Raw genomic sequence first — 25,435 nt, 5'->3', positions numbered from 1 at the left:
CCAGGACCGTTGCCGTGCCCAGGACCGTTGCCGTGCCCAGGACCGTTGCCGTGCCCAGGACCGTTGCCGTGCCCAGGACCGTTGCCGTGCCCACGATCATCACCGCGGCCAGGACCGTCGTCGCGCCTGTCCCGCGGCCCGCGCCCCCGCTCGTCCCGCCCCTGATCGTCCCGGGGGCCGTCGGGCCGGCGGGGGCCGGTGTCGGCGGAACGCACCGCGCGGACGACGCGCGTCGCGTCGACCTCGTCGGCGCCACCGGCACCGCCCGGCCCGGCACCGCCGCGTTGTGGGGCCGAGTTCCCGGGCGCCCATTCCGACGCCCCGCCGGGGCCGGGGACCGGGCGGCGTCCGCGGGCCCCCAGCAGCGCGGTCTGGTCGACTCCACCGCCGGAGCGCGCGTTCGCGTAGACCTCGGGACGCGGCTCGTCGATGGTGCGGCGCGGGGCGGGCGGCGCGGCGGGGGCGCCGGCGGCGCTCGCAACCGGCATCGGCACGTAGCGGGGCGGCGCGGGGGGTTCGGCGTGCTCGGGGCGTCGGAACGGGACGGGCACGGGGCGGGTGGAGTCTTCGCGGTCGGCCTGCCGCGCGGCGGCGGCGGGGGCGACCCGCGGCCGCTGGAGGGGCGGTGGCGCGGCGGGTGCCTTCTCCGGGTCGGGCGCGGCGGGCGCGTCGTCGGGGTGGTGCAGCCGGTACAGGTGCGCGTACCCGGGGCTGGTGGCCAGCAGTTTCTCGTGGCTGCCCCGGGCGCTGACGGTGCCGTCCTCGACGTAGACGATATCGTCGGCGTCGGTCACGGTGATCAGGTTGTGGGAGATGATCACGGTGGTGCGGCCGTCCATGAGGCGGCGCAGCGGTTCGAGGACGCGGCGGGTCGACTCGGCGTCGAGGCCGGTGGTGGGCTCGTCGAGGAGCAGGACGGGCGCGTCGCGGATCATGGCGCGGGCGATGGCGATGCGTTGGCGTTGCCCGCCGGAGAGCATGCGGCCGCGCTGGCCGATGCGGGTGTCGTAGCCGTCGGGCAGGCGCAGGACGAAGTCGTGGGCGTCGGCGGCCGCGGCGGCGGTGGCGACGTCCTCGTCGGTTGCGTCGGGGCGGCCCCAGCGGATGTTGTCGGCGATGGAGCCGTCGAAGACGAGTGTCTCCTGGAGGACGGCGGTGATGTTGCGCCGCAGGTCGGACAGCGTCAGGTCGCGCAGGTCGATTCCGTCGAGGGTGATCGTGCCTTTGTCGGGGTCGTAGGTGCGCAGCAGCAGTTTGGTGAGGGTGGACTTGCCGGCCCCGCTGGCGCCGACGACGGCGACCTTGGTGCCGGCGGCGATGTCGAGGTCGACGTCGTGCAGGGCGGTGCGGTCGGTGCCGGGGTAGCCGAACTCGATGCCGGTGATGCGGATGTCGCCGCGGGCGCGTCCTATCCGGACGGGTTCGGTGGGTTCTTCGACGCCGGGTTCCGCGTCGAGGACCTCGATGATGCGTTCGGCGCTGGCGCTGGCGGCGAAGATCGAGTTGGTGAGGCCGGCGAAGCCTTGGACGGGGCCGTAGAGCTGGGAGATGTAGGCGAGGAAGACGAGCAGGCCGCCGAGGGTGATGCGGTTCTGGGACAGTTCCCAGACGCCGATGCCGATGACGACGAGGGTGCCGACGGACTCGACGAACGCGCTGATCGGGGAGAACAGGCCTTCGATCTTGATGGCGCGCATCTGGGCGCGGAAGTTGCCGAGGTTCTGGTCGCGGAAGCGGCGGCTCTCGTGGTCGGCGCGGTCGTAGGCCTGGACGAGGGCGACGTTGCCGAAGCTCTCTTCGGCGACGGCGCTGATGGATCCGGCGCGGCGGCGGCTCTCGCGGGCGGCGGACTGGATGCGCCGGGAGAAGGAGCGGGCGATGAGCAGGAAGATGGGGGCGGCGACGAGGGCGGCGAGGGTGAGCTGCCAGTTCAGGATGAACATGGCGCCGGCGTAGAAGACGATCTGGAAGCTGTAGGTCAGCGCCATGTTGACGCCGGACAGCATGAGTGCCTCGATGGAGGCGACGTCGCCGGTGAGGCGGGAGAGCAGGTCGCCGAGCTGGCGGGTCTCGAAGTAGCCGGACGAGAGCCGGTGCATGTGGTCGAAGACGCGTTGGCGCAGGCCCATGACGAACTTCTCGCCGACCCACGCGGTCATGTACTCGTCGCCGAAGTTGATGAGTCCGCCGACGACGGTGATGGCGAGGAAGGCGCCCGCGACGAGCGGGAAGAGCCGGAAGTCCTGCGGGGTGATGATGTCGTCGACGAGGACCTTGAACAGGTAGATGTTCAGGGTGCCGAGTGCGGGGCCGACGCCGACGAGCAGGAGGCTGAGGAACATGCGCCCGCGGAACGGCTTGGTGTCGGGCCAGAACCGCGTGAAGATGTGCCGGATCGGAACTTTGGCGGCTTCGCGGACGTCGGCGATGGAGCTGCGCTCGTAGGGCTCGTCGTCGTCCTCGTAGCGGTCGTCGTACCGGTCGTCAGGGTCGTGCGGGTCGTGATCGTCGTGCGGGTGGTCCGGAGTCATCGAGGACCGACGCGGCGGGGGTGTACGACCCTCGTCGGCTGTGGTGGACATCGACGATCTCCGTTCATGCCGACGGCCCCGCGCCGCTGGGGCTTCGCGCGGGGCCGCCGGAACAGCTTCTCAGCCGTGCTGAGTCATGCGTACTGCTGGTCTCTGCTGGGGCGAGAGATCAGCGGCCGCAGTGCTCGCGGTGGCGGTCGCGCTTCGAGCGACGGCCGCACGGGTCGTCGTGGTGCTGGTGACGACGACGGTGGTGGTGGTGACCGTGGCGGCGGTCGTCGTCGCGGTCGTCGCAGTGCGACGGGGGCTTCGGCACACAGTGCTTGATCTGCGGCGCGTGCTTGCGGATCGCCATTGAGATTCCCTTCTTGGTCGTGCAGCGCCCTATGGCGCCGCTGCTCACTCTCTCGTATTCCGCACAGCTGCGTTTCAGCTGACACACATGTTCACCTGGCTGTCGGAGTGTGCCGATCGTGTCACCTGATGGGTTGACAACCCGGCTGGCCTCACATCACCGGCGTCACGGGTAGTGAGGTAGCACCGCGCCGATGCACAGCTGAACCGCTGCTCCGTCGCTGTTCAGAGGGCTGATCGACGCCCGATCGACGAGTCAGTCGATCTTGGGGGAACGGCGCTGCTCCGAACGGGTTGCAACGTCTGGGGTTGGCGTCCGATCGGGGACGACGCTGGGGCGGAGGGATGAAATGGTGTACCGCAACTTTTTTCGTTCGGTACCGTTGTTCATCACTGTTCGGCGACCTGTGAATGCGCTCTGTACAAATGACGATAATGCCGGTGCGCAGACGATTGTGCGAGCTTTCGGGTATTCGGCGCACACCGTTGCGCCGAACAGTGCAGCGCCGAATTCAGCCGGAATCAGCCGGAATCAGCCGGCGTCGACGAGCGCGGCGAGCGGGGAGGCGGCGCCGGCACGGTGGCGCGCCCGCATCGTCGCGGCGACGAGCGGGTGGTCGCCGAGCGGGTCGGCCAGAATCGCTCCCGGGTCGGCGGCGAGTGCGCGGGCCTCGACGCGGTCGAGCAGCCGTCCCGGGGCCAGGAACCAGGGCAGGACGACGATCCGTTGTGCGCCGACGGTTCGCAGCCGCGCGATCGCGTCGTCGACGGTGGGCTCGGCGGAGGTCGCGAACGCGGCGACGGCGCGGGGGAGCCCGGCGGCCAGCCCGCGGACGACGTCGTTGGCGCGCTCGTGGCTCGAGCCCGCGGCGGCCAGGACGACACCGATCCCGGGATCGTCGAGAGCGGCACCGGCCTCGGCGAGCCGGGCGCGGGCGGCGGTGAGCAGCGGGGCGGGGTCGTCGCCGAGGACGGGGGCGACGGTGACGCGCAGGTGCGGCAGCCGCGTCGTCGCGGCCTCGACGGCGGCCGGCACGTCGACGCGGGCGTGGTAGGCCGCGCCGAGCAGCAGTGGGACGACGACGGCGCGACGGTGCCCGTCGGCGGCGACGGCGTGCAGGACGTCGGGCAGCCGGGGGGCGTTGAAGTCGAGGAACGACAGCCGGACGTCGAGGCCCGGGGCCTGCGCGGCGGCGGCCCGGACGAGCCGGTGCATGGTGGCGGCGGACCGGCCGTCGCGGCTGCCGTGCGCGACGGCGACCAGGGCGGGCTCAGACACCGGCGGCCAGTCCCCGGGCGCGCAGCACGCGCCGCTCGATGGGCCGGAAGACGAGCAGCTCGATCCCGATACCGACGACGAGGATCAGCACGATCGCCGAGAACACCATGCTGATGTCGTTGAGGTCGCTGCCCTGTTTGAGGTAGGCGCCGAGGCCCACGCCGAGCAGAGGCCCCGCGGCGATGATCTCCGCCGCCATCAGGGAGCGCCACGAGAACGCCCAGCCCTGCTTGCAGCCGGAGAGGTAGCCGGGCAGCGCGGCGGGCAGCAGGATGTGCCGGGCGCTGGTGAGGCCGCGGGCGCCGAGGACCTGGCCGACGCGGGGCAGGATCGGCGGGATCTGGTCGATGCCCGAGACGAGGCCGTTGGCGATCGACGGGATGGACCCGGCGAGGACGACGAAGTAGATGGTGGCGTCGGTGAGGCCGAACCACAGGACGGCGGCGGGCACCCACGCGACCGACGGCAGGCTCTGCAGGCCGGACAGCAGCGGGCCGATGGCGCGGCGCACGACCGTCACCTTGGCGACGAGCAGGCCGAGCGGTGTGGCGATGACCAGCGCGGCGAGGAACCCGATGAACGCGCGGCTGATCGAGGTCCAGAGGATCGAGAAGACCTCGCCGGTGAGGAGGCGGGACTCGACGGCCTGCCACACCGTGATCGGGGCGGGCAGCTGGAACTCGGGCCAGATGGCCGCGGCCCAGAGGATCTGCCAGATCGCGATCGACAGGACGAGCGCGACGAGCGGGGGCAGCCCGACCGCGATGGCGCGCCGCCACCACGGGGTGCGGGTGACGGTGGGGGTGTCGAGCGCGTCGAGCCCGGCGAGCTCGGCCGCGGAGGTGTCCGCGGCGGGGGAGACCTTGGTGAGGGACGTCTCAGGCGGCATGGCTCGCGATCACCTGGCGGAGTCGGGACGTGATGTCGTCGTGGAGCTGTTCGCCGACGGCGCCGTGGCGTTCGGTGACCTGCCATTCGGCGACGACGGTGCCGGGCCGCGACGACAGCAGGACCACGCGCTGCGCGAGCCGGACGGCCTCGCGGACGTCGTGCGTCACGAAGATGACCGTGGTGCCGGTGGCGTCCCAGACGCGCAGCAGCTCGCCCTGCAGGACGTCGCGGGTGATGGCGTCGAGGGCGGCGAAGGGCTCGTCCATGAGCAGGACGCCGCCGCCGGTGCCGTCGGGGCCGGTCGCGGCGGCGAGCGCGCGGGCGAGGGCGACGCGCTGGCGCATGCCACCGGAGAGCTCGTGGGGGCGCTTGTCGGCCAGGCCGTCGAGGCGCACGAGGGAGAGCAGTTCGGCGGCGCGGGCACGCCGCGCCGACCGGGACAGCCCCGACAGCTGCAGGGGCAGCTCGACGTTGCGGCCCGCGGTCAGCCACGGCAGCAGCGCCGACTCCTGGAACATGAACGAGGGTGACCCGGTGGGGCGCACCAGCTCGCCGGAGGTGGGCTCGTCGAGTCCGGCGACGAGGTTGAGCAGTGTCGACTTGCCGCAGCCCGACGCGCCGAGCAGGCAGACGAACTCGCCGGCGGACACGTCGAGATCGACGCCCTGCAGCGCGGTCACCGCGTCGGCGCCGCTGCCGAACGTCTTGCCGATCCCGGCGAGCCGCACAGCGGTGGCCGACACGTCGTTCACGGGAACCGCGCTGGTCGTGGTGCTCATCCGGCGGATCGCCCTTCTGGGTGCGTGGTGGGGGAGGGGGCCGGCTCCGGTGGGAGCCGGCCCCCGGAGCAGGTCAGCCCGTGGGCTTGTCGAGCCCGGCCGCGTCGACCGGGGGCTTGCCCGCGGCCTGCAGCACCTTGTTGACGGCGGTGACGTCGAGGAAGCCCTGCAGGTTCGTCTCCTGCGCCTGGGCGCCTGCGGTCACGCTGTCCTTCGCGAGCTGCGGGAACGTCGCCGCGAGCGGGTCGAGACCGAACGCCAGCTCGGTGAACGCCCGGTCGACGACGGTCGGGGCGAGCGCCGACCCCGTCAGCGTCTTGATCGACTCGTTCGAGGCCGTCTTCGCGCCGGCCGGGTCGCTCGCGATGTAGTCGATGGCCTTCTGCGCACCGCGCAGCAGCGCCTCCACCGTCTCCGGGTGCTGCTGGAGGAACTCGGTGCGCACGATCAGGACGGTCGTCGGGAACTGGCCGTTCGGCCACAGCGTGCGCTCGTCGACGAGCACGCTCGCCCCGGCGTCGACCAGTCGCGAGCTCCACGGCTCGGGCAGCCAGCCACCCGCGACCTGCCCGGTCTTGAACAGGTCGAGCGTGCGCGGGTTGTCCAGGTTCTGGACGGTCACCTTGTCGGGACCCTGGCCGATCTCGAGGTTGTTCTCCTTGAGCCACTTCTTGAGCGCGACGTCCTGGGTGTTGCCCAGCTGCGGCGTCGCGATCGTCTTGCCCTTGAGCTGGTCGGGCGAGGTGATGTCCGTGGAGACGACGAGCTGCGCGCCACCGGAGGTCGAGCCGGCGACGAGCCGGATCGCCTGCCCGTTGGACTTGGCGAACGCGTTGATGGCGGGGCTGGAGCCGATGAAGCCGGCGTCGAGCGAACCGCCGAGCAGCGCGTTGACCTCTTCGGGGCCCGCGTTGAACGTCTGCGTCGTGAGCTTCGTGGCGCCGAGCTCACCGGCGATGAAGCCCTTGTCGACGCCGATGAGCGCGGGCGCGTGGGTGATGTTGGGGAAGTAGCCGAGCCGCAGCTCGGCGGCGGGCGACGTGGTGCCGCCCGACCCGCTCGAGCCTGCCGCGGGGGTCTCGGACGCCCGCGAACAGGAGGCCAACACCCCGACCGCGGCGAGGGCGGCGAGGAGGGCGATGGGAACTCTGGATCGCAGACGCATCGGAGCGGGGTTCCTTCTTCTCGGGGGTGGTGGGGTACTACGGACCGGGTGTCGACGGCTCGCGGCTGGGCAGGTCGACCAGCACGAGCGGGTCGCCGACGAGACCGGCGGCCAGGGTGTTGCCGGTGGGCGGGTCGATGAGCAGGAACCCGCCGGTGGCGCGGATGTCGGCGTAGTCGTCGACGGGCAGCGGGTCGGCGGTGCGCAGCGCGACCCGGCCGATGTCGTTGATCTGCAACGTCTCCGGCACGGACAGCGCGAAGGTGTCGGTGTCGAGGCGGTCACGGAGCTCGCCGACGATCACCTGGGTGGTGCGGGTGCCGTGCTTGAGCAGCAGCCGTGCGCCGGGGTGCAGCGGCTTCTCCGAGAGCCAGCAGAGGGTGGCGTCGAAGTCGTCGGTCACCCGCGGCGGCGCGCCCGCCGCGGCGATCACGTCGCCACGGGAGAGGTCGATGTCGTCGGCGAGCAGGACGGTGACGCTGCGCCCGGCGGCCGCGGCCGCCAGCGGGCCGTCGGCGGTCTCGACCGACGCCACCGTCGTGCGGTGTCCGCCCGGCAGCACGACGACCTCGTCGCCCGGGCGGACCGTGCCGGACGCGACCTGGCCGGCGTAGCCGCGGTAGTCGTGCAGCTCCTCGGTTCGGGGCCGGATCACGTACTGGACGGGCAGCCGGAACGGTGCGTCGACCTCCGGGCCGGTGACCGGCACCGACTCCAGGTGACCCAGCAGCGTCGGGCCCTCGTACCAGGGGGTGCGCTCGCTGCGCTCGACGACGTTGTCGCCGACCAGCGCCGACACCGGGATGGTGACGACGGCGTCCTCGGCGAACCCCAGCGAGCGGGCCAGCCCGGCGAAGTCCTTCGCGATGGCCTCGAGGACGGCCTGGTCGTAGTCGACGAGGTCGATCTTGTTGATGGCCAGGACCAGCCGGGGGACCCGCAGCAGCGCGAGCACCGCGGCGTGGCGGCGGGTCTGCTCGACGACGCCGTGCCGGGCGTCGACCAGCAGCACCGCGAGCTCCGCCGTCGACGCGCCCGTCACCGTGTTGCGGGTGTACTGCACGTGGCCGGGGGTGTCGGCGAGGACGAACTCGCGCGTCGGCATGCCGAAGTAGCGGTAGGCGACGTCGATCGTGATGCCCTGCTCGCGTTCGGCCCGCAGCCCGTCGACGAGCAGTGACAGGTCCGGCGTCGCCAGGCCCTTGTCGACCGACGCGCGCTGCACGGCCTCGATCTGGTCGGCCAGCACCGACTTCGTGTCGTAGAGCAGGCGGCCCACCAGGGTGGACTTTCCGTCGTCGACGGATCCGGCCGTCGCGAACCGGAGCAGGTCCCTACCCATCAGAAGTACCCCTCACGCTTGCGGTCCTCCATGGCTGCCTCGGACATGCGGTCGTCGGCGCGGGTGGCGCCCCGCTCGGTCAGCCGTGACGCGGTGACCTCGGCGATCACCTCGTCGAGCGTCGTCGCCGTGGACTCGACGGCACCGGTGCAGGAGCCGTCGCCGACGGTCCGGTAGCGGACCGTCCGCAGCTCCAGGGACTCGTTGCCGCGCGGGCCGCCCCACGGGCCCTCGGCCAGCCACATCCCGTCGCGCCGGAACACCTCGCGCTGGTGGGAGTAGTAGATCGACGGCAGCTCGATGTTCTCGCGCTGGATGTAGCGCCAGACGTCGAGCTCGGTCCAGTTGGAGATCGGGAAGACGCGGACGTGCTCGCCCGCGGCGTGCCGGCCGTTGTAGAGGTTCCACAGCTCGGGCCGCTGCTTGCGCGGGTCCCAGCGGCCGAACGCGTCGCGCAGGCTCATCACGCGTTCCTTGGCGCGGGCCCGCTCCTCGTCGCGACGTCCGCCGCCGAACACCGCGTCGAACTTCTTCTCGACGATCGAGTCGAGCAGCGGGACGGTCTGCAGCGGGTTGCGGGTGCCGTCGGCGCGCTCGGTGAGCCGGCCGTCGTCGATCCAGTCCTGGACGTGCGCGACCTCCAGGCGAAGACCCAGCCGCTCGACGATCGCGTCGCGGAACTCGATGACCTCCGGGTAGTTGTGCCCGGTGTCGACGTGCAGCAGCGGGAACGGCACCGGCGCCGGCGCGAACGCCTTGACCGCCAGGTGCACCAGCAGCGTCGAGTCCTTGCCGCCGGAGAACAGGATCACCGGCCGGTCGAACTCGCCCGCGACCTCGCGGAACACGTGGATCGCCTCGGACTCCAGTGCGTCCAGGGCGTCCAGTACCCCCGGGGACGGAAGGCCCGACGAAGGAGGGCCGGGGCGGGTGAGACCGGCACTCACTTCGCGACCTCCGCCGGGTGCAGCCCACACTCGATCTTCGCGGTGCCCGCCCAGCGCCCGGAACGCGGATCGGCGCCCGGGAGCGGCTTGGCCGTGCACGGGGCGCACCCGATCGACGGGTAGCCGGCGTCGACGAGCGGGTTCACGAGGATGCCGTGCTCGGCGATGTAGGCGTCCATGTCGTCGTCGCTCCACGCCGCGATCGGGTTGACCTTGACCAGCCCGAACTTCTCGTCGTAGGTGACCAGCGGGGTGTTGGCCCGGGTCGGGGCCTCGACCCGGCGTACGCCGGTGACCCAGGCGTCGTAGCGGGCCAGCGTGTCCTGCAGGGGAGCGACCTTGCGCAGCGCGCAGCACTGGTTGGGGTCGCGGGCGAACAGGTCCTTGCCCCACGCCTCGTCCTGCTCGGCCACCGACTGCGCGGCCGACGCGTTGACGATCCGCACGTCGTAGGTCGCCTCGACGGCGTCGCGGGTGCCGATGGTCTCGGCGAAGTGGTAGCCCGTCTCCAGGAAGAGGATCTCCACACCCGGCCGGGCCTTCGCCGCGAGATCGACGAGCACCGCGTCCTGCATGTTGGACGCCACGATCAGCCCGTCGCCGAACGTGTCCGCCGCCCACCCGAGCACCTGCTCGGCGGTGGCGTCGGGCCCGAGCTCGTCGGCCCCGCGCTCGGCCACCTTGCGAAGATCTGTCGCGACGCTCACGACCTCGTCACCTCTGGAACCCCGATCCCGATCATCTTGACGGTGAAGGTGCGCAGGCAGTCGGCGCAGTACCACGCGCCCTGCGGCACCTTCTCGGTCTGCTCCGCCGGCCGCAGGTCCTCCTCGCCGCAGTACGGGCAGTAGAAGGGGACGGCGCGTTGCGAGCCACTCACTTGAGGTCGTTCTCCTCGGCCCGCAGCACCCACTGCGCGAACCGCTCGCCCTCGGTGCGCTGCGCGACGAAGTTGCGCACCACGCGGTCGACGTAGTCGCCCAGCTCGGCGCTCGCGACCTTGTGGCCGCGCAGCTTGCGTCCGAACCCGGAGTCGAGCCCGAGCCCGCCGCCGAGGTGCACCTGGAAGCCCTCGACCTGGTTGCCCGCCGAGTCGGTGACGATCTGGCCCTTGAGCCCGATGTCGGCGACCTGGGTGCGGGCGCAGGAGTTGGGGCAGCCGTTGAGGTGGATCGAGATCGGGACGTCGGGGTGGACGTCGGCGAGACGCTTCTCCAGCTCCTCGACCAGCCGGATCGCCCGTTCCTTCGTCTCGACGATCGCCAGCTTGCAGAACTCGATCCCCGTGCACGCCATCGTCGAGCGCCGCCACGGCGACGGGTCCGACTGCAGGCCCAGGCTGTCGAGCTCAGAGCGCAGCGACTCGACGGCCTCGTCGGCCACGTCGAGCACCACGATCTTCTGGTACGGCGTGAGCTTGAGCCGCCGGGACCCGGCCGCCTCGACGGCCTTGGCCAGCGCGATCAGCGTCGTGCCCGACACGCGGCCCGACGCGGGCGCGACCCCGATGTAGTTCAGCCCGTCGACCTGCTTGTGCACGCCGATGTGGTCGATCGGGCGCTCCGGCGTCGCCGGGGCCGGGCCGTCGACCAGCTTGCGGTGCAGGTACTCCTCCTCGAGGACCCGGCGGAACTCCTCGGCACCCCAGTCGGCGACGAGGAACTTCAGCCGGGCGCGGCTGCGCAGCCGCCGGTACCCGTAGTCGCGGAACACGGAGATGACGCCGGCCCAGACCTCGGGAACCTCGTCGATGGGCACCCACGCGCCCAGCCGGACCGCGAGCTTCGGGTTGGTCGACAGTCCGCCGCCGACCCACAGGTCGAAGCCCGGGCCGTGCTCGGGGTGCACCGACCCGATGAACGCGACGTCGTTGACCTCGTGCGCCACGTCCTGCTGGCCGGAGATCGCCGTCTTGAACTTGCGCGGCAGGTTGGAGAACTCCGGGCTGCCCACGTACTTCTCGCGGATCGCGAAGATCGCCGGGTCGCCGTTGATCGGTTCGTCGGCCGCGATGCCCGCGACGGGCGAGCCGAGGAACGCGCGCGGGGTGTCGCCACACGCCTCCGTGGTGACGAGGTCGACGGCCTCCAGCCGTCGCCACACCTCGGGGATGTCCTCGATGCGCAGCCAGTGGTACTGGATGTTGTTGCGGTCGGTGACGTCGGCGGTGTCGCGGGCGAACTCCTGCGAGATCTCCCCGAGCACACGGAGCTGGTCGGTGGTCAGCCCGCCGCCGTCGACGCGCACGCGCATCATGAAGTACTCGTCGTCGAGCTCCTCGGGCTCCAGCGCCGCGGTGCGGCCGCCGTCGATCCCGGGCTTGCGCTGCGTGTAGAGCCCCCACCAGCGCATCCGTCCGCGCAGGTCCGACGGGTCGATCGAGTCGAAGCCCTGCTTGGAGTAGACGTTCTCGATGCGCGCGCGCACGTTGAGCCCGTCGTCGTCGCGCTTGACGCGCTCGTTCGGGTTCAGCGGCTCACGATGGCCGAGCTTCCACTGGCCCTCGCCGCGCTTGGGGCGGGCAGGGGACTTCGAGGGCGGGGTGGTGGGGGGCAATTCGGGGCCTCCGGATGACGGCACGGCTCGCCGCGACACCGGAGTCCGATTCGATCAGGGGCAGTGCGACCTGGTCGGATTCCGGGCACGGCTCACCCTGCGCCGGGAAATCGGTCCGTGGACGGTTCGGCGCGGGATCAGACCGCAAACCGACAAATCGCGCTGTTGACCCGCTGCAGGTCGACGTGGCGACGGGCCACGAGCCGCAGGGTCAGCGCATTCACTCCTTCAGGCTGCCATGTCCGGACCCCTTGGGCCAACGACCTTCTACGTCATGAGAGTCACCCCCACAATTGTCCGGACACTTGTCCAGAAATGGACCGAGGGGCGGGAGGTGTTCGGACAACGCCTGGAGTTGCGGCCCGTTCCGCCCGTTTCCGCCGCCTTGTCCACGACCGTCCTTTTCGGACACCTCGTCCGCCGGCCTCGCCCCGCCCGACGGCGCCGCCGGCCTGCGCACCCTCGGCGACCGTGGCGGCGGCTAACCTCGACGGAGTGCCCGTCCCCGAATCTCCCGCGCCCTTCGGCGTGTACGTCCACGTGCCGTTCTGCGCGTCACGCTGCGGGTACTGCGACTTCAACACCTACACCGCCGACGAGCTGTCCGGCTCCGGCTCGGGCACCTCGCCCGACGGCTGGCTCGACGCCGTCCGCCGCGAGCTGGCCGGGGCGGCCGAGGTGGTGGGGGAGCGGGCCGTCGACACCGTGTTCGTCGGCGGCGGCACCCCCTCGCTGATCGGGGCGCAGCGCCTCGGCGCTGTCCTCGACGCCATCCGCGCGGAGTTCGGCCTCGCCCCCGGCGCCGAGGTGACCACCGAGTCCAACCCGGAGTCGACGTCGCCGGAGTTCTTCGCCGGGCTGGTCGAGGCGGGGTTCACGCGGGTGTCGCTGGGGATGCAGTCGGCGGCACCGCACGTCCTGCAGATTCTCGACCGCCGCCACACCCCCGGCCGCGCCGTCGCCGCCGCGCAGGAGGCCCGCGCCGCGGGAATCGGGCACGTCAACCTCGACCTCATCTACTCGACACCCGGCGAGACCGACGACGACCTGCGCGCCTCCCTCGACGCCGTCCTCTCCGCGGGGGTCGACCACGTCTCGGCGTACTCGCTGATCGTCGAGGACGGGACGGCGCTCGCGCGGCGGGTGCGGCGCGGCGAGCTGGCCGCGCCCGACGACGACGTCGCCGCCGCCCGCTACGAGATCATCGACGACACCCTGTCCGCGGCGGGCCTGCGCTGGTACGAGGTGTCCAACTGGGCTGCCGACGACGCCGCGGCCTGTCGCCACAACCTCGGCTACTGGCTCGACGGCGACTGGTGGGGCGCCGGCCCCGGCGCCCATTCGCACCTGGGTGGGCGTCGGTGGTGGAACGTGAAGCACCCGGCCCGGTACGCGGCGATGCTGGCCGTTGGGGAGGCCCCGGAGGCGGGCCACGAGATCCTCGGGCCGCAGGAGCAGGCGACGGAACGCGTCATGCTCCGGCTGCGCCTGGCGACGGGCCTCGACCTCGACCTGCTCGACGCCCCCGGCCGCGAGGCCGCCCGCCGCGCCGCCGCCGAGGGCCTCCTCGACCAGACGGCCCTGGCCGCGGGCCGGGCGATCCTGACGCGGCGCGGCCGTCTGCTGGCCGACCGCGTCGTCACCGACCTCCTGACCGCGGTCCCCGCATGACGCTGCGCGTGCCGCCCGCCCACCCCTTCCCGAACGAACGGCACAGTGGCGCAACTGAGTGGCGTGACTGTGCCGTTCGTGCGCACCACCCGCCGGCGCCCTTCCCGAACGAACGGCACAGTGCCGCAACTGAATTGCGTGACTGTGCCGTTCGTGCAACCCGGGGTGCCGAGTGCGGAGCGCACGCGTGAGTCCCCGGCGTCGGCTGCTGGTCGCGGTGTTGGTGCTGGTGGTCGTCGCGGTGGGGGTGGTCGTCGGGGTGCGCGTGTTCGGCGGCCCCGGGCAGCCGATCCCCGGCACCCGCCCCGCCGACGACCGGCCCGGCCCCGTCGTGCTGGTCCCGGGCTACGGGGGCAGCCGGACGTCGTTGCAGGCCCTGGCGCGGCGGATCGAGGCGACGGGCCGCCAGGCCACCGTGCTGACCCTGGTGGGCGACGGCACCGGCGACCTGTCGGCGCAGGTCACGGTCCTGGACCGCGCGGTCGACGAGGCCCTGGCGGCGGGGGCGCCGTCGGTCGACGTGGTCGGCTACTCGGCGGGCGGCGTCGTGACGGCGTTGTGGCTGGCCCGGGAGGACGGGGCGTCGAAGACCCGCCGCGTCGTCACGCTGGGCGCGCCGCTGCACGGCACGACGTTGGCGACGGCCGGCGCGAGCCTGGCCCCGGACGCGTGCCCGGTGGCGTGCCGGCAGCTGGTGCCGGGGTCGCCGGAGCTGGCCGAGATCGAGAAGGCGGACGTCGGGTCCGAGCTGCCGTGGCTGTCGCTGTGGACGACCGACGACGACACGGTCACCCCGCCGGAGTCGGCGCGGCTGGCGGGGGCGTTGGACACGTCGGTGCAGGCGGTGTGTGCGGGGGCGCGGGTGACACATTCGGGCCTGCCGACGGATCCGCTGGTCACGGGTGCCGTTCTCCGCGCCCTGGGCACGACCCCGCTGACGCTGCCGGGCCCGGCGGACTGCGCCGGCCTACGCAGAGCGGGCTAGGAGTCGTGAGCGGTAATAGTCGCGATAGCGACTATTACCGCTCACAGGGGCCTACGAGGTCACGTCCTTCGTCGTGAAGTTCGCCCAGGCCGCACCGAACGCGACGAGGATCCAGCCGAGCTGCACCTCGACCCCGGTGCGGACGGCGTCGAGCAGCGGCGGGTCGCGGAACAGGTCGATCCAGGCGAGCCAGTGCTGCGTCGGCAGGAAGGTGCGGACAGCCTCGGCGGCGTCGAGGGGCTGCAGGGCCGCACTGGTGACGACGACGGCGAGCACCCCGAGGGCGGCGGCAAGGGGGGAGTCGGTGAGCGTGGAGAAGAAGATGCCGACGGCGCCGAGGGTGAGCATGCACAGCGCGAGGTAGCCGACGGTGCCGGCGGTGCGCCCGGCGAGCTGCAGCGGGGTGAGGGTCGCCCCGGACAGCGAGGTGATGCCGCTCCCGCCGAGCTCGGCGTCGGGCCCGAACCCGAAGGCGAGCACACCGACGACGTAGGACGTGACCGTCACCAGCACGACCGCGAGCAGCGTGAAGGCGGCGACGGAGACGAGCTTGGCGAGCAGCAGTCTCAGCCGGCCGACGGGCCGCACCAGCAGGTAGCGCAGCGTCCCGGCGGAGGCCTCGCCGGCGATGGCGTCACCGGAGACGATGGCGACGGTGATCGGCAGGAACACGGGCAGGACGAGGGCGAGCGCGGCGGCGGGGAAGAGCTGCCCGTCCGAGAGCACCGCGGACAGGAAGGCGCCGCCGCGGCCGGGTGGGGGCGCGAGACGGGTGGTGGCGAGCAGGACGGCGACGACGGTGGGCAGCAGGCACAGCAGCGCCCAGCACAGCCAGACGCGCCGCCTGCGCAGCATCAGGACGAGCTCGGTAGTGATCACCGGCGGGCCTGCCCTTCGAACCGGTCGTTGCCGCTTCCGGTCACGTCGAGGACGACGTCTTCGAGCGACCGCCGCTCCCGGTCGATGGCGGTGACGGGCACTCCGGCGCCGACGAGGAGGGCGTTGAGCTCGGCGGGGTCGTCGCCACGGACGGTCAGCAGGTCGTGGTCGCGCACCTCGACGCGCCCGTCGAGCAGGGCCAGCGCGGCGTCGGGTGCCGGGGTGCGGACCCGGATGCGGCCGGTGGGTGCGCGCAGCGAGGCGAGGTCGTCGGCCAGGACGAGACGGCCGGCGTCCATGATCCCGACGCGCGTGCACAATGCCTCGACCTCGGTGAGCAGGTGGCTGGACAGAACGACCGTGGTGCCGGTCGCGTTGAGGGCGACGAGCAGGTCCCGCATCTCGTGGATGCCGCGGGGGTCGAGGCCGTTGGTGGGTTCGTCGAGCAGCAGCAGCCGGGGCGCGCGCAGCAGGGCGGCGGCGATCCCGAGCCGCTGGCGCATGCCGAGGGAGTAGGCCTTGACGGGGCGGCGGTCGATCCCGGCGAGCCCGACGCGGTCGAGGGCCTCGTCGACCCGGCGACGGCGGTCGCGGCGCCGACCGCCGGGTCCGGCGGCGTCGAGGAGCCGGAGGTTGGCCCGCCCGGACAGGTGCCCCCATGCGGCCGGGCCCTCGACGAGCGCTCCTACCTGCGGCAGCACGGCCGCGGCGCGCCGCGGCACGGGTTCGCCGAGCACGGTGGCGGAGCCGGACGTGGCGTGGACGAGGCCGAGCAGCATCCGCACGAGCGTCGTCTTCCCGGATCCGTTGGGGCCCAACAGCCCGAACCGGACGCCGGTGGGGACGTCGAGGTCGACGTGGTCGACGGCGACGACGCGGCCGAACCGTTTCGTCAGCCCCGAGGTCGTGATCACGGACTCGCTCACCGGGCGGCCCCCGCCAGCTCGGTCACGGCCCGGGCGAGCACCGCGGGCGACACGGTGCCGACGAGCAGCGCCCCCCGCCTGCCGCCGGCCCGGATGACGACCGACAGCAGCGGCGTCGACACCGCGACGGCGCGCCCGGTCGGCACGGTGACCGGCACCCCTCCGGCGGCCGCGGCGCCGTCGACGGCCTGGGCGGCGATCCGCCCGGTCACCGGGACCAGCACGAACCCGCCGAGCCCGGTGCCGTAGACCCCGATGCCGGGCAGGTCGGGGAACCGCGGCAGCCGCCCACGTCCCGCGAGCTCGCCCGGGGGCGCGGAGGGCCCGAGGACGCGCAGGGCGCCGGCGAGGTCGGCGGCGGGCACCTCGGCGGCGGTGGCGCCGGGCGGGACGGTGGGGACGAGGACGTCGTCGGCCGGGGCGGTCAGGTCGACGGAGGTCAGCTCGCTGGTCAGGACGGGTCTCCCGGGGTCGGCGCGGCCGGTGATCTCGACGCGCAGCGGCAGCCCGCTGGTCGCGTCGGCCCAGACGTCGACGTGCGCGACGGTGGTGTCGGGGTCTGCGGGGGTGACGCGGATGCCCGCGGCGGCCCGTCCGGCGACGCGGCGGTCCGGCAGCGCCTCGACGGGGTCGTCGGGGGCGGCGGCGAGGATGCGGCGGGCGAGGTCGGGCGGCAGCAGGTCGGCGGCGCGGGGGAGCCGCACCGACGTCGTCCCGACGATCCGGGTGAGGCGCTGGGACCCGAAGTCCCACGACGACTCGACGCCGTCGAGGTGGTAGATGTCGCGTTCGCCCGCGGCGGTGAGCTCGTCGACGCGCCAGCGCTGCGGGCCCGCGTGGAACACCCGGATGCGGGTGGTGCCGGTGAACAGCGCGATGGCCTGTCCGAGCTGGGGGAGGTCGGGCAGCCCGAGCCGGCCCGACGCCTCGGCGAACCCCGTGTAGGGCTGGGCGGCCGAGGCCCGGATGCGCGCGCGCAGCGCGGCGGGGTCGGGGGCGCCGGTCGCACCGGCGGGCCACGGGACGGTCCCGGCCGCCACGAGAGCGGCGGCGCCCGCGCCGACGAGCAGCGCCCGCCGGCTCAACGAGCGACGTCCCCCGGCGACCACGGGACCGACGCTGCCACAGCGCGCGTCGGATGTGGGTGAACAGTCGGTCAGTTCCGCAGGTACGCGCGGCCTCGCGGCGACAGGCGGTAGCCGACGGGCAGGCTCTCGGTCAGCCCCAGCTCCTTGAGCTTGCGGACGTCCCGCTTGAACGGCTGCGTCTCCCGGCCCATCCGCTGGGCCAGGTCGGGGGCACGGACCTCGGGGTTCTCGGCGATCAGCGCCAGCGTCGCGGCCGTCCACGGCCCGTACGACGACGTGGTGTCCATCCGGGCCAGCCGGGCGTCGAGGGCGGCGCGGGCGTCGTCGTCGAGGTCGTCGTCGGCGCGCAGCGCGATCCGCGGGTCCTCCCCGGCGGGTCGCAGATCGATGCGGAACACCTCGCCGGTGGGACGTTTCGCCAGCTCACGGCGCAGTGCGGCGGCGTCGGCGACCCCGGCCGCGGCGGCATCGGCGTCGGTCAGCGACGCCGCGGCGACGGTCCGCACGGCCGTCACCTCCAGGACACCGACGACCGTCCGCAGCCGGGTGCCGGGCTTCACCCGGGCCCGGTCCCACCGCCGGTAGGCCCGCGTGACCCGGCCCGCGGCGATCGCGTCGAGGACGGGACGGCGCAGCAGCACGTCGCCAGTGTGCCCCGTTCCTCGTGGGCCGGGGAGCCTGTGGGTCGGGTCACCACACTCGACCCGGGGCGGTCGGTGGCCCTCCGAAAGTCGGTGGACCACCTAGACTGGAAACGACGGACGAGTGGGACCAGGGGAGGTGGCGGTGAACGCCGATGAACGCCGGTTCGCGGTGTTGCAGGCCATCGTCGCCGACTACGTGTCCACGCAGGAGCCGGTCGCGTCGCGCACGATCGTCGAGCGGCACAACCTGGGCGTCTCCAGCGCGACCGTCCGCAACGACATGGCCGTCCTCGAGGAGGACGGGCTGATCGCCCAGCCCCACACCAGCGCGGGCCGTATCCCGACCGACAAGGGGTACCGCCTCTTCGTCGACAAGATCGCCGAGGTCAAGCCGCTGTCGAGCGCCGAGCGCCGCGCGGTGCAGACGTTCCTCGACGGCGCCGTCGACCTCGACGACGTGCTGCGTCGCAGCGTCCGGCTCCTCGCGCAGCTGACCCGACAGGTCGCCGTCGTCCAGTACCCGACGCTGACCCGGTCCACGGTCCGTCATCTCGAGGTCGTCGCGCTCACCCCCGCCCGGCTGATGCTGGTCCTGATCACCGACTCCGGCCGCGTCGACCAGCGCGTCGTCGACCTGGGCGACGTGCTCAGCGACGACGACGTCGCGGCGGTGCGGACCCATCTCAACGCCGCGCTCGTCGGCCGTCCGCCGGCCGCGGCGTCCGCCGCGGTCGCAGAGCTTCCCGACAAGGTGCCGAGCGACCTGCGCGACGTGGTCCTCACGCTGTCCACCGTGCTGATCGAGACCCTTGTCGAGCACCCCGAGGAGCGGCTCGTCCTCGGCGGCACCGCCAACCTCACCCGCAACGTCGCCGACTTCCCCGGCTCGCTGCGCCAGGTCCTGGAGGCGCTGGAGGAGCAGGTCGTCGTGCTGAAGCTGCTGGCCGCGGCGCAGGACCCCGGCCTGGTCACGGTGCGTATCGGTGAGGAGAACGAGGTGGAGGACCTGCGGGCCACCTCGGTCGTGTCCATCGGCTACGGCGCGGGCACCGTCCTCGGTGGGATGGGCGTGCTCGGGCCGACGCGGATGGACTACCCCGGCACGATCGCGGCGGTGCACGCCGTGGCCCGTTACGTGGGTGACATCCTGTCGGGGCGATGAACCTCGTGGGGTTGAGCCTGCCCGGCTCGACTTCCGTGACACGTACTCTGGCACTCTGACCGAAATCTGCGACTCGACGAGCGAAGGACCATGGGGAACGCAAGGGTGGCACGCGACTACTACGGGATCCTGGGCGTCGAACACGGCGCGGGCCCCGACGAGATCAAGCGGGCGTACCGCAAGCTCGCCCGGGAGCTGCATCCCGACGTCAACCCCGACGCGGCGGCGCAGGAGCGCTTCCGCGAGGTCAGCACCGCCTACGAGGTGCTCAACGACCCCGAGAAGCGGCGCATCGTCGACCTCGGCGGCGACCCGCTCGACAACGGCCGCGGCGGCGGTGGCGGCGATCCGTTCGGCGCGGGCTTCGGCTTCGGCGACATCATGGACGCCTTCTTCGGCTCGGCGACCGGCGGCCGCGGCCGTGGCCCGCGCAGCCGCGTCCAGCCGGGTGCCGACGCGCTGATCCGCATGCAGCTCTCCCTCGAGGAGTGCGCCGCCGGGGTCCAGCGCGACCTGACCGTCGACACCGCGGTGCTGTGCTCGGACTGCTCCGGCTCGGGCTGCGCGCCCGGCAGCTCGCCCACCCGCTGCGACATCTGCGGCGGCTCCGGCGAGGTCCAGTCGGTGCAGCGCTCGTTCCTCGGCCAGGTCGTCACGTCGCGTCCCTGCCCGACCTGCCGCGGCTTCGGCGAGGTCATCCCCGAGCCGTGCCGCCAGTGCGCGGGCGACGGCCGGGTCCGCTCCCGGCGCAGCGTCGGTGTCCGCATCCCCGCCGGTGTGGCCGACGGGATGCGCGTGCGGCTGGCCGGTCAGGGCGAGGTCGGCGCGGGCGGCGGCCCGGCGGGCGACCTCTACGTCGAGGTCGAGGAGACCCCGCACGAGATCTTCACCCGCGACGGCGCCGACCTGCACTGCACCGTCAGCCTCCCGATGACCGCGGCCGCGCTGGGCACCACCGTCGCGCTGCCGACCATCGAGGGGTCCGAGGACCTCGACATCGACGCCGGCACCCAGACCGGCACCATCCGCACCCTGCGGGGCAAGGGCATGCCGCGGCTGCGCTCCAACGGCCGCGTCGACGGCCACGGCGACCTCATGGTCCACATCGAGGTGGCCGTCCCCACCAAGCTCGACAAGGAGCAGACCGAGCTGCTGCGCAAGCTCGCCGCCCTGCGCGGCGAGGAGCAGCCCGACCTGGCCATGGGCGGCCGCAACGGGCACGGCCTGTTCTCCCGGCTGCGTTTCGGCGGCCGCTGACCGAGGTGGGGACAGCTCCGCTCTTCCTGGTCGACGAGCTCCCGGCAGGGCCCTCGGCCGTCCTCGACGGTCCCGAGGGCAGGCACGCCGCCACCGTGCGGCGGCTGCGCGCAGGCGAGGAGATCACGCTTGCCGACGGTCGTGGCGGGCTCGCGCACACCGTCGTCGACACGGTGGGGCACGACCGGCTCGACCTGCGCGTCGTGTCCCGCGCGGTGCTCGACCCGCCCGTCCCGCGGGTCGTGCTCGCCCAGGCGCTGGTGAAGGGCGACCGCGGCGAGCTGGCCGTCGAGCTCGCCACCGAGGCCGGTGTCGACGAGATCGTGCCGTGGCGGGCGTCGCGCTGCGTCGCGAAGTGGGAGGACGGCCCGCGCGGCGACAAGGCGCTCGCCCGCTGGCGCGCGACCGTCCGTTCCGCCGCGAAACAGGCCCGCCGGCCGTGGGTGCCGCCCGTCGGCGCTCCCGTGTCGACGCGGCAGCTCGCCGCACTGTGCGGGGACGTCGAGCGGGTGCTGGTGCTGCACGAGTCCGCCACTGAGGGCCTCGCCACGTTCATCGACCCCGCCCCCGCGGCGGTGCTGCTCGTCGTCGGACCCGAGGGCGGCGTCTCCGACGAGGAGATCGCCACGCTCACCGCGGCGGGCGCCCATGCCGTCCGGCTGGGCCCCGAGGTGCTGCGCGCCTCCACCGCCGCCGCCGTCGCACTCGGCGCCATCGGCGCCCTGACCAGCCGGTGGAGCCCGCGCGGCTGACCGTGGGACGCCGCTCGGCATCCGGGTGACGAAATCCCCGCCGCGGTAGGCCCGGGGCTATATTTCGCGCACTTGTCCGGTTGCCTGCGCAACCGTCACGAACACGGGTGATGGGCACCCGTCGGGCCCGCCGGAGAGTCCCCTCGTCCGGCGGCGCCACGCCGCGGTGGGTGTCCCCCCACTTTCATCGCGGCGTGGCATCCCCGAAAGCTGCTGTGAGTGGCGATAGTCGCTATCGCGACTATCGCCACTCACGACCCCCGGTTCGCGCGATGATCGGGACGTGAGCACACCGACGCGGCTGGACTACGGCACCGACCCCGCACAGTTCGCCGAACTGACCCTGCCCCCCGACGGCGCGCAGCCGCGGGGGACCATCGTCGTCATCCACGGCGGGTTCTGGCGCTCCCGCCACGACCTCGCCCTCGGCCGCCCCCTCGCCGCCACGCTCGCCGGCGCCGGGTTCGCCGCGTGGAACATCGAGTACCGGCGCGTCGGTACCGGAGGCGGCTGGCCCGCGACGTTCGACGACGTCGCCGCGGCCGTCGACCTCCTCGCCGACCAGGAGTGGCTCGACCCCGACCGCGTCGTCGCCCTCGGCCACTCCGCGGGCGGACACCTCGCCGCGTGGCTCGCCGCCCGGCCCGGACTGCCCACCGGAACCCCCGGCGCCGACCCCCGGGTGCGGCTGCGCGGCGCCGTCAGCCAGGCCGGGGTGCTCGACCTCGTCGACGGCGCCCGCAACGGCGTCGGCAACGGCGCGATCGAGGACCTGCTCGGTAGCCCCCTCCCCGGGGACGGGCGTTACGAGCTCGCGTCTCCCGCCGAGCGGCTGCCCGTCGGCGTGCCCGTGATCTGCGTCCACGGCGACGCCGACGTCAACGTCCCGGTCCGGCAGAGCGAGCGCTACGTGGCCGCGGCGCAGGCCGCGGGCGATCCCGCCGAGCTGGTCGTGCTGCCGGGGGTCGAGCACTTCGCCGTGATCGACCCCGCCACCGAGGCGTGGCGCGCGTGCGAGTCCGCGGTCGCGCGGCTCCTCGCCTGATCTAGCGTGGACCCCGCCACGGCGGCGCCCGTCCGCGCGCGGCAGACGGGACAGTTCATGGCCGTGCTGCAGGACCTGCTCGCCGCGCTCCGCGACCGGCGCATCGAGGTCGTCGACCTGACCGCGCCCCTGCACGCGGGCACGCCCGTGCTGCAGCTGCCGCCGCCGTTCGCCAACACGATCTCCTTCTCGCTCTCGGAGATCAGCCGCTACGACGACCGCGGCCCCGCCTGGTACTGGAACGACATCCACACCGGCGAGCACACCGGCACGCACTTCGACGCGCCCGTCCACTGGGTGACCGGTCGCGACGGCGAGGACGTCTCGCAGGTGCCCGCGCAGAAGCTCGTCGCGCCCGCGGTGGTGCTCGACTTCTCCGCCGAGTCGGCCGCCGACCCCGACTTCCTCCTGGAGGTCGAGCACGTCGAGGCGTGGACGGCCGAGCACGGCCCGCTGCCCGACGGCGGCTGGCTGCTCTACCGCACCGGCTGGGACGCCCGCGCCGAGGACGCCGCCGCGTTCCTCAACGCGAACGACACCGGCCCGCACACCCCCGGCATGTCGGTGACGTGCGCGCGCTGGCTCGCCGAGGAGACCGCGCTGCTGGGTGTCGGCGTCGAGACCGTCGGTACCGACGCGGGTGCCGCGCACAGCTTCGACCCACCGTTCCCGTGCCACTCGTTCCTGCTGGGCGCGGGCAAGTACGGGCTCACGCAGCTGCAGAACCTGGCGACGCTGCCGCCGACGGGCGCGGTGCTGGTCACCGGGCCGCTGCCGATCGTCTCCGGCTCGGGCAGCCCCGCCCGCGTGCTGGCGCTCGTCGAACGATGAACGGGGTCGAGCAGTGATCGTCACCGTCGCCGAGCTCGTCGGAACGGTTCTCGGACGGCTCGGTGTCGGGCACGCGTTCGGGGTCGTCGGCAGCGGGAACTTCCACGTCACCAACGCGCTGCGGGCCGCGGGCGTGCCGTTCACCGCGACCCGCCACGAGGCCGGCGCCGCCACGGCCGCCGACGCGCACGCCCGGACCACCGGCGTCCCCGCCGTGCTATCGGTGCACCAGGGCTGCGGGCTCACCAACGCGCTGACGGGCATCACCGAGGCCGCGAAGAGCCGCACCCCGCTGCTGGTCCTGGCCGCCGACACCGGCGGCGCCGCCGTCCGCTCCAACTTCCGCATCGACCAGGACGCCCTGGTCACGGCGGTCGGGGCCGTCGCGGAGCGGGTGCACTCGCCGGGCAGCGCGCTCGCCGACACCGTCCGCGCGTACCGGACGGCGGTCGAGCAGCGCCGGACCGTCGTGCTCAACCTGCCGCTCGACGTGCAGGCCGCCGACGTCCCGGAGATCGGCTCCCTCGCCGACCTCGACGTCCCCGAGCTCGCGCCGCTCGCCCCGCCCCGCCCGGCCGCCTCGTCGGTCGCCGCGCTCGCCGCCGCCCTCGCCGGGGCGCGCCGGCCGGTGTTCGTCGCCGGTCGCGGCGCCCGGAACGCCGGGCCCGAGCTGGCGGGCCTCGCCCAGCGCTGCGGCGCCCTCCTCGCGACCTCCGCCGTCGCGAACGGGCTGTTCACCGGCAACCCCTGGTCGCTCGGCATCTCCGGCGGCTTCGCCACCCGGCTGGCGGCCGAGCTCATCGCCGACGCGGACGTCGTCGTCGGCTGGGGCTGCGCGCTCAACATGTGGACGATGCGCCACGGCGCCCTCATCGGTGCCGACGCCACCGTCGTCCAGGTCGACCTCGACGCCGACGCCCTCGGCGCCCACCGGCCCGTCGACCTGGGGATCCTCGGCGACGTCGCCGCCACCGCCGCGGACGTCGCGGTCGCGCTCGACGGCGACGACCGCCCCGGCTACCGCACCGACGACGTCCGCGCCCGCATCGCCGCCCACGGCCGTTGGCGCGACGTGCCCCTCGACCCGCCCGATCTGACGGGCCCCGAGGGCATCGACCCCCGCGTGCTGTCCACCGGCCTCGACGACGTGCTGCCCGCCGAGCGCAGCGTCACCGTCGACTCCGGCAACTTCATGGGCTACCCCGCCGCCTACCTCGGCGTTCCCGACGAGGCCGGGTTCTGCTTCACGCAGGGTTTCCAGTCGATCGGCCTCGGGCTGTTCACCGGGATCGGCGTCGCGCTGGCCCGGCCCGACCGGCTCACCGTCGCCGCCCTGGGCGACGGCGGCGCCCTCATGGCGGCCGCCGAGCTGGAGACCGTCGCGCGGCTGGGCATCGCGATGGTCGTCGTCGTCTACGACGACCGCGGCTACGGCGCCGAGGTCCACCACTTCGGACCCGGCGGCGACGACATCGCCACCGTCGTCTTCCCGGAGACCGACATCGCCGCGATCGGGCGGGGCTACGGCTTCGACACCGTCACCGTCCGGACGCCCGCCGACCTGGCCGGCGTCCGGGACTGGGTCGACGGCCCCCGGACCCGGCCGCTGCTCGTCGACGCCAAGATCGCCTCCGACGGCGGTTCCTGGTGGCTCGCGGAGGCCTTCCGCGGACACTGACCCCGCGCGCAACCTCAGTGTCGTTCCGAGGCCGGATCACGACCGTGAGGTTGCGCGCGGTTGTCGAAGTCGGCGTTAGGGTGGCCGCGTGCTGCTCACCGCGTCCCGCTCGGTCCTGCTGATGATCGACCTGCAGGAACGGCTCATGCCCGCCCTTCACGACGGCGACGCCGTGGTGGCACGGACGGCGCTGCTGGGCGAAGCGGCCGCAGCGCTGGAGGTACCCGTCGCCGCGACGGAGCAGTACCCGCAGGGGCTCGGGTCGACGGTTCCCGCGCTGGCGCCGTTCCCGCAGCTCGTCATGCCGAAGACAGCCTTCTCGGCTGTCGACGAGCCGGGCTTCGACATGCTGCTGCCCCCGGGACGCGACGAGGTCGTCGTCACCGGGGCGGAGGCGCACGTCTGCGTGCTGCAGACGGTCCTGGGCATGCGCGAGCGCGACATCCGGGTGGTACTGGTGGCCGACGCGATCGGGTCGCGCCGCGAGTCGGACAAGGAGGCGGCGCTGGCGCGGGCCCGCGAGCACGGCGCCGAGGTCGTCACCAGCGAGATGGTGATGTTCGAGTGGATGCGCGACTCCCGGCACCCGCGGTTCCGCGACGTCTCGAAGATGCTCCGCTGATCGTCGGCCCGGCGTAATCGCGCGGCGGAATGTCGGTCCCCGGCGGTAGCA

25 protein-coding genes are annotated in these 25,435 nt (G+C 73.4%); 9 read left to right on the top strand and 16 right to left on the bottom strand.

The genetic code is table 11. The annotated features are described in order from the left end of the window. The 12 genes from PSU4_RS18120 to PSU4_RS33050 form a co-directional block, all read right to left on the bottom strand. On the bottom strand, positions 1-2,582 hold a 2,582-nt coding region (locus tag PSU4_RS18120), incomplete at its 3' end, for an ABC transporter ATP-binding protein (RefSeq protein WP_147109806.1). 118 nt (positions 2,583-2,700) lie between these two features. After that, positions 2,701-2,886: a hypothetical protein gene (locus PSU4_RS18115; RefSeq protein WP_147109804.1), complete on the bottom strand. Its 186-nt coding sequence runs from the start codon at positions 2,884-2,886 to the stop codon at positions 2,701-2,703. A gap of 531 nt (positions 2,887-3,417) precedes the next feature. Continuing rightward, positions 3,418-4,164 (bottom strand): sirohydrochlorin chelatase, encoded by a 747-nt coding sequence (locus PSU4_RS18110; RefSeq protein ID WP_246115190.1) that lies wholly within the window; start codon positions 4,162-4,164, stop codon positions 3,418-3,420. Beyond that, the gene (locus tag PSU4_RS18105) at positions 4,157-5,053 is read right to left on the bottom strand and encodes an ABC transporter permease (RefSeq protein ID WP_147109802.1); all 897 of its coding nucleotides are present in this window, start codon (positions 5,051-5,053) and stop codon (positions 4,157-4,159) included. Before PSU4_RS18105 ends, PSU4_RS18110 begins: the two co-directional genes overlap by 8 nt. Continuing rightward, positions 5,043-5,834, bottom strand: a complete 792-nt coding sequence (locus PSU4_RS18100; protein ID WP_147109800.1) for an ABC transporter ATP-binding protein — start codon at positions 5,832-5,834, stop codon at positions 5,043-5,045. The genes PSU4_RS18105 and PSU4_RS18100 overlap by 11 nt, the downstream gene beginning before the upstream one ends. Positions 5,835-5,907: 73 nt before the next feature. Beyond that, on the bottom strand, positions 5,908-6,999 hold the full coding sequence (locus PSU4_RS18095; protein WP_147109798.1) for an ABC transporter substrate-binding protein: 1,092 nt from the start codon (positions 6,997-6,999) through the stop codon (positions 5,908-5,910). A 37-nt stretch (positions 7,000-7,036) separates the two neighbouring features. Beyond that, positions 7,037-8,341, bottom strand: a complete 1,305-nt coding sequence (locus PSU4_RS18090; RefSeq protein WP_147109795.1) for a sulfate adenylyltransferase subunit 1 — start codon at positions 8,339-8,341, stop codon at positions 7,037-7,039. Continuing rightward, positions 8,341-9,228, bottom strand: a complete 888-nt coding sequence (gene cysD, locus PSU4_RS18085) for a sulfate adenylyltransferase subunit CysD (protein ID WP_147109827.1) — start codon at positions 9,226-9,228, stop codon at positions 8,341-8,343. The genes PSU4_RS18090 and cysD overlap by 1 nt, the downstream gene beginning before the upstream one ends. 56 nt (positions 9,229-9,284) lie before the next feature. Next, entirely contained in the window at positions 9,285-9,995 is a 711-nt protein-coding gene (locus PSU4_RS18080) for a phosphoadenylyl-sulfate reductase (RefSeq protein ID WP_147109793.1), read from the bottom strand. Continuing rightward, a complete protein-coding gene (locus tag PSU4_RS18075) occupies positions 9,992-10,168 on the bottom strand; it encodes an Insertion element protein (protein WP_147109791.1) in 177 nt (58 codons plus the stop codon). Before PSU4_RS18075 ends, PSU4_RS18080 begins: the two co-directional genes overlap by 4 nt. Beyond that, on the bottom strand, positions 10,165-11,844 hold the full coding sequence (locus PSU4_RS18070) for a nitrite/sulfite reductase (RefSeq protein WP_147109789.1): 1,680 nt from the start codon (positions 11,842-11,844) through the stop codon (positions 10,165-10,167). Before PSU4_RS18070 ends, PSU4_RS18075 begins: the two co-directional genes overlap by 4 nt. A 137-nt stretch (positions 11,845-11,981) precedes the next feature. Then, positions 11,982-12,068 (bottom strand): putative leader peptide, encoded by an 87-nt coding sequence (locus tag PSU4_RS33050; RefSeq protein ID WP_366557239.1) that lies wholly within the window; start codon positions 12,066-12,068, stop codon positions 11,982-11,984. 271 nt (positions 12,069-12,339) lie between these two features. Here PSU4_RS33050 and hemW point away from each other — a divergent pair, with 271 nt between their 5' ends. Both hemW and PSU4_RS18060 read left to right on the top strand, forming a co-directional pair. Further along, positions 12,340-13,515: a radical SAM family heme chaperone HemW gene (gene hemW, locus PSU4_RS18065; RefSeq protein WP_246115189.1), complete on the top strand. Its 1,176-nt coding sequence runs from the start codon at positions 12,340-12,342 to the stop codon at positions 13,513-13,515. A 187-nt stretch (positions 13,516-13,702) separates the two neighbouring features. Beyond that, the gene (locus PSU4_RS18060; protein WP_147109784.1) at positions 13,703-14,500 is read left to right on the top strand and encodes an esterase/lipase family protein; all 798 of its coding nucleotides are present in this window, start codon (positions 13,703-13,705) and stop codon (positions 14,498-14,500) included. A gap of 51 nt (positions 14,501-14,551) precedes the next feature. Here PSU4_RS18060 and PSU4_RS18055 read toward each other — a convergent pair whose 3' ends face one another. From PSU4_RS18055 to PSU4_RS18040, 4 genes are read right to left on the bottom strand one after another with little or no spacing between them, the layout of a single operon-like run. Then, positions 14,552-15,379, bottom strand: a complete 828-nt coding sequence (locus PSU4_RS18055) for an ABC transporter permease (RefSeq protein WP_147109782.1) — start codon at positions 15,377-15,379, stop codon at positions 14,552-14,554. Beyond that, on the bottom strand, positions 15,376-16,305 hold the full coding sequence (locus PSU4_RS18050; protein WP_246115188.1) for an ABC transporter ATP-binding protein: 930 nt from the start codon (positions 16,303-16,305) through the stop codon (positions 15,376-15,378). Before PSU4_RS18050 ends, PSU4_RS18055 begins: the two co-directional genes overlap by 4 nt. Beyond that, positions 16,302-17,414, bottom strand: a complete 1,113-nt coding sequence (locus PSU4_RS18045) for a sigma-E factor regulatory protein RseB domain-containing protein (RefSeq protein WP_147109780.1) — start codon at positions 17,412-17,414, stop codon at positions 16,302-16,304. The genes PSU4_RS18050 and PSU4_RS18045 overlap by 4 nt, the downstream gene beginning before the upstream one ends. Positions 17,415-17,461: 47 nt before the next feature. Next, on the bottom strand, positions 17,462-18,034 hold the full coding sequence (locus PSU4_RS18040; RefSeq protein ID WP_147109778.1) for a hypothetical protein: 573 nt from the start codon (positions 18,032-18,034) through the stop codon (positions 17,462-17,464). 145 nt (positions 18,035-18,179) lie between these two features. Here PSU4_RS18040 and hrcA point away from each other — a divergent pair, with 145 nt between their 5' ends. From hrcA to PSU4_RS18005, 7 genes are all read left to right on the top strand, one after another. After that, positions 18,180-19,199 (top strand): heat-inducible transcriptional repressor HrcA, encoded by a 1,020-nt coding sequence (hrcA, locus tag PSU4_RS18035; protein WP_147109776.1) that lies wholly within the window; start codon positions 18,180-18,182, stop codon positions 19,197-19,199. A 105-nt stretch (positions 19,200-19,304) separates the two neighbouring features. Further along, positions 19,305-20,456 (top strand): molecular chaperone DnaJ, encoded by a 1,152-nt coding sequence (gene dnaJ, locus PSU4_RS18030; RefSeq protein ID WP_147109823.1) that lies wholly within the window; start codon positions 19,305-19,307, stop codon positions 20,454-20,456. Between the two features lie 5 nt (positions 20,457-20,461). Further along, positions 20,462-21,208: a 16S rRNA (uracil(1498)-N(3))-methyltransferase gene (locus tag PSU4_RS18025; RefSeq protein ID WP_147109774.1), complete on the top strand. Its 747-nt coding sequence runs from the start codon at positions 20,462-20,464 to the stop codon at positions 21,206-21,208. A 283-nt stretch (positions 21,209-21,491) separates the two neighbouring features. Beyond that, complete coding sequence (locus PSU4_RS18020; protein ID WP_147109773.1) at positions 21,492-22,253, top strand: alpha/beta hydrolase family protein; 762 nt, start codon at positions 21,492-21,494, stop codon at positions 22,251-22,253. 57 nt (positions 22,254-22,310) lie between these two features. After that, the gene (locus PSU4_RS18015; protein WP_147109821.1) at positions 22,311-23,084 is read left to right on the top strand and encodes a cyclase family protein; all 774 of its coding nucleotides are present in this window, start codon (positions 22,311-22,313) and stop codon (positions 23,082-23,084) included. A 13-nt stretch (positions 23,085-23,097) separates the two neighbouring features. Further along, on the top strand, positions 23,098-24,762 hold the full coding sequence (locus PSU4_RS18010; RefSeq protein WP_147109770.1) for a thiamine pyrophosphate-binding protein: 1,665 nt from the start codon (positions 23,098-23,100) through the stop codon (positions 24,760-24,762). Between the two features lie 88 nt (positions 24,763-24,850). Continuing rightward, complete coding sequence (locus PSU4_RS18005; protein ID WP_147109768.1) at positions 24,851-25,384, top strand: isochorismatase family protein; 534 nt, start codon at positions 24,851-24,853, stop codon at positions 25,382-25,384. Positions 25,385-25,435 lie beyond the last annotated feature (51 nt).

This window comes from Pseudonocardia sulfidoxydans NBRC 16205 (genome assembly GCF_007989085.1).
GTDB classification, from domain to species: domain Bacteria; phylum Actinomycetota; class Actinomycetes; order Mycobacteriales; family Pseudonocardiaceae; genus Pseudonocardia; species Pseudonocardia sulfidoxydans.
Note: the sequence above shows the minus strand (reverse complement) of the source record. Positions and strands in the feature narration are given on the sequence as shown.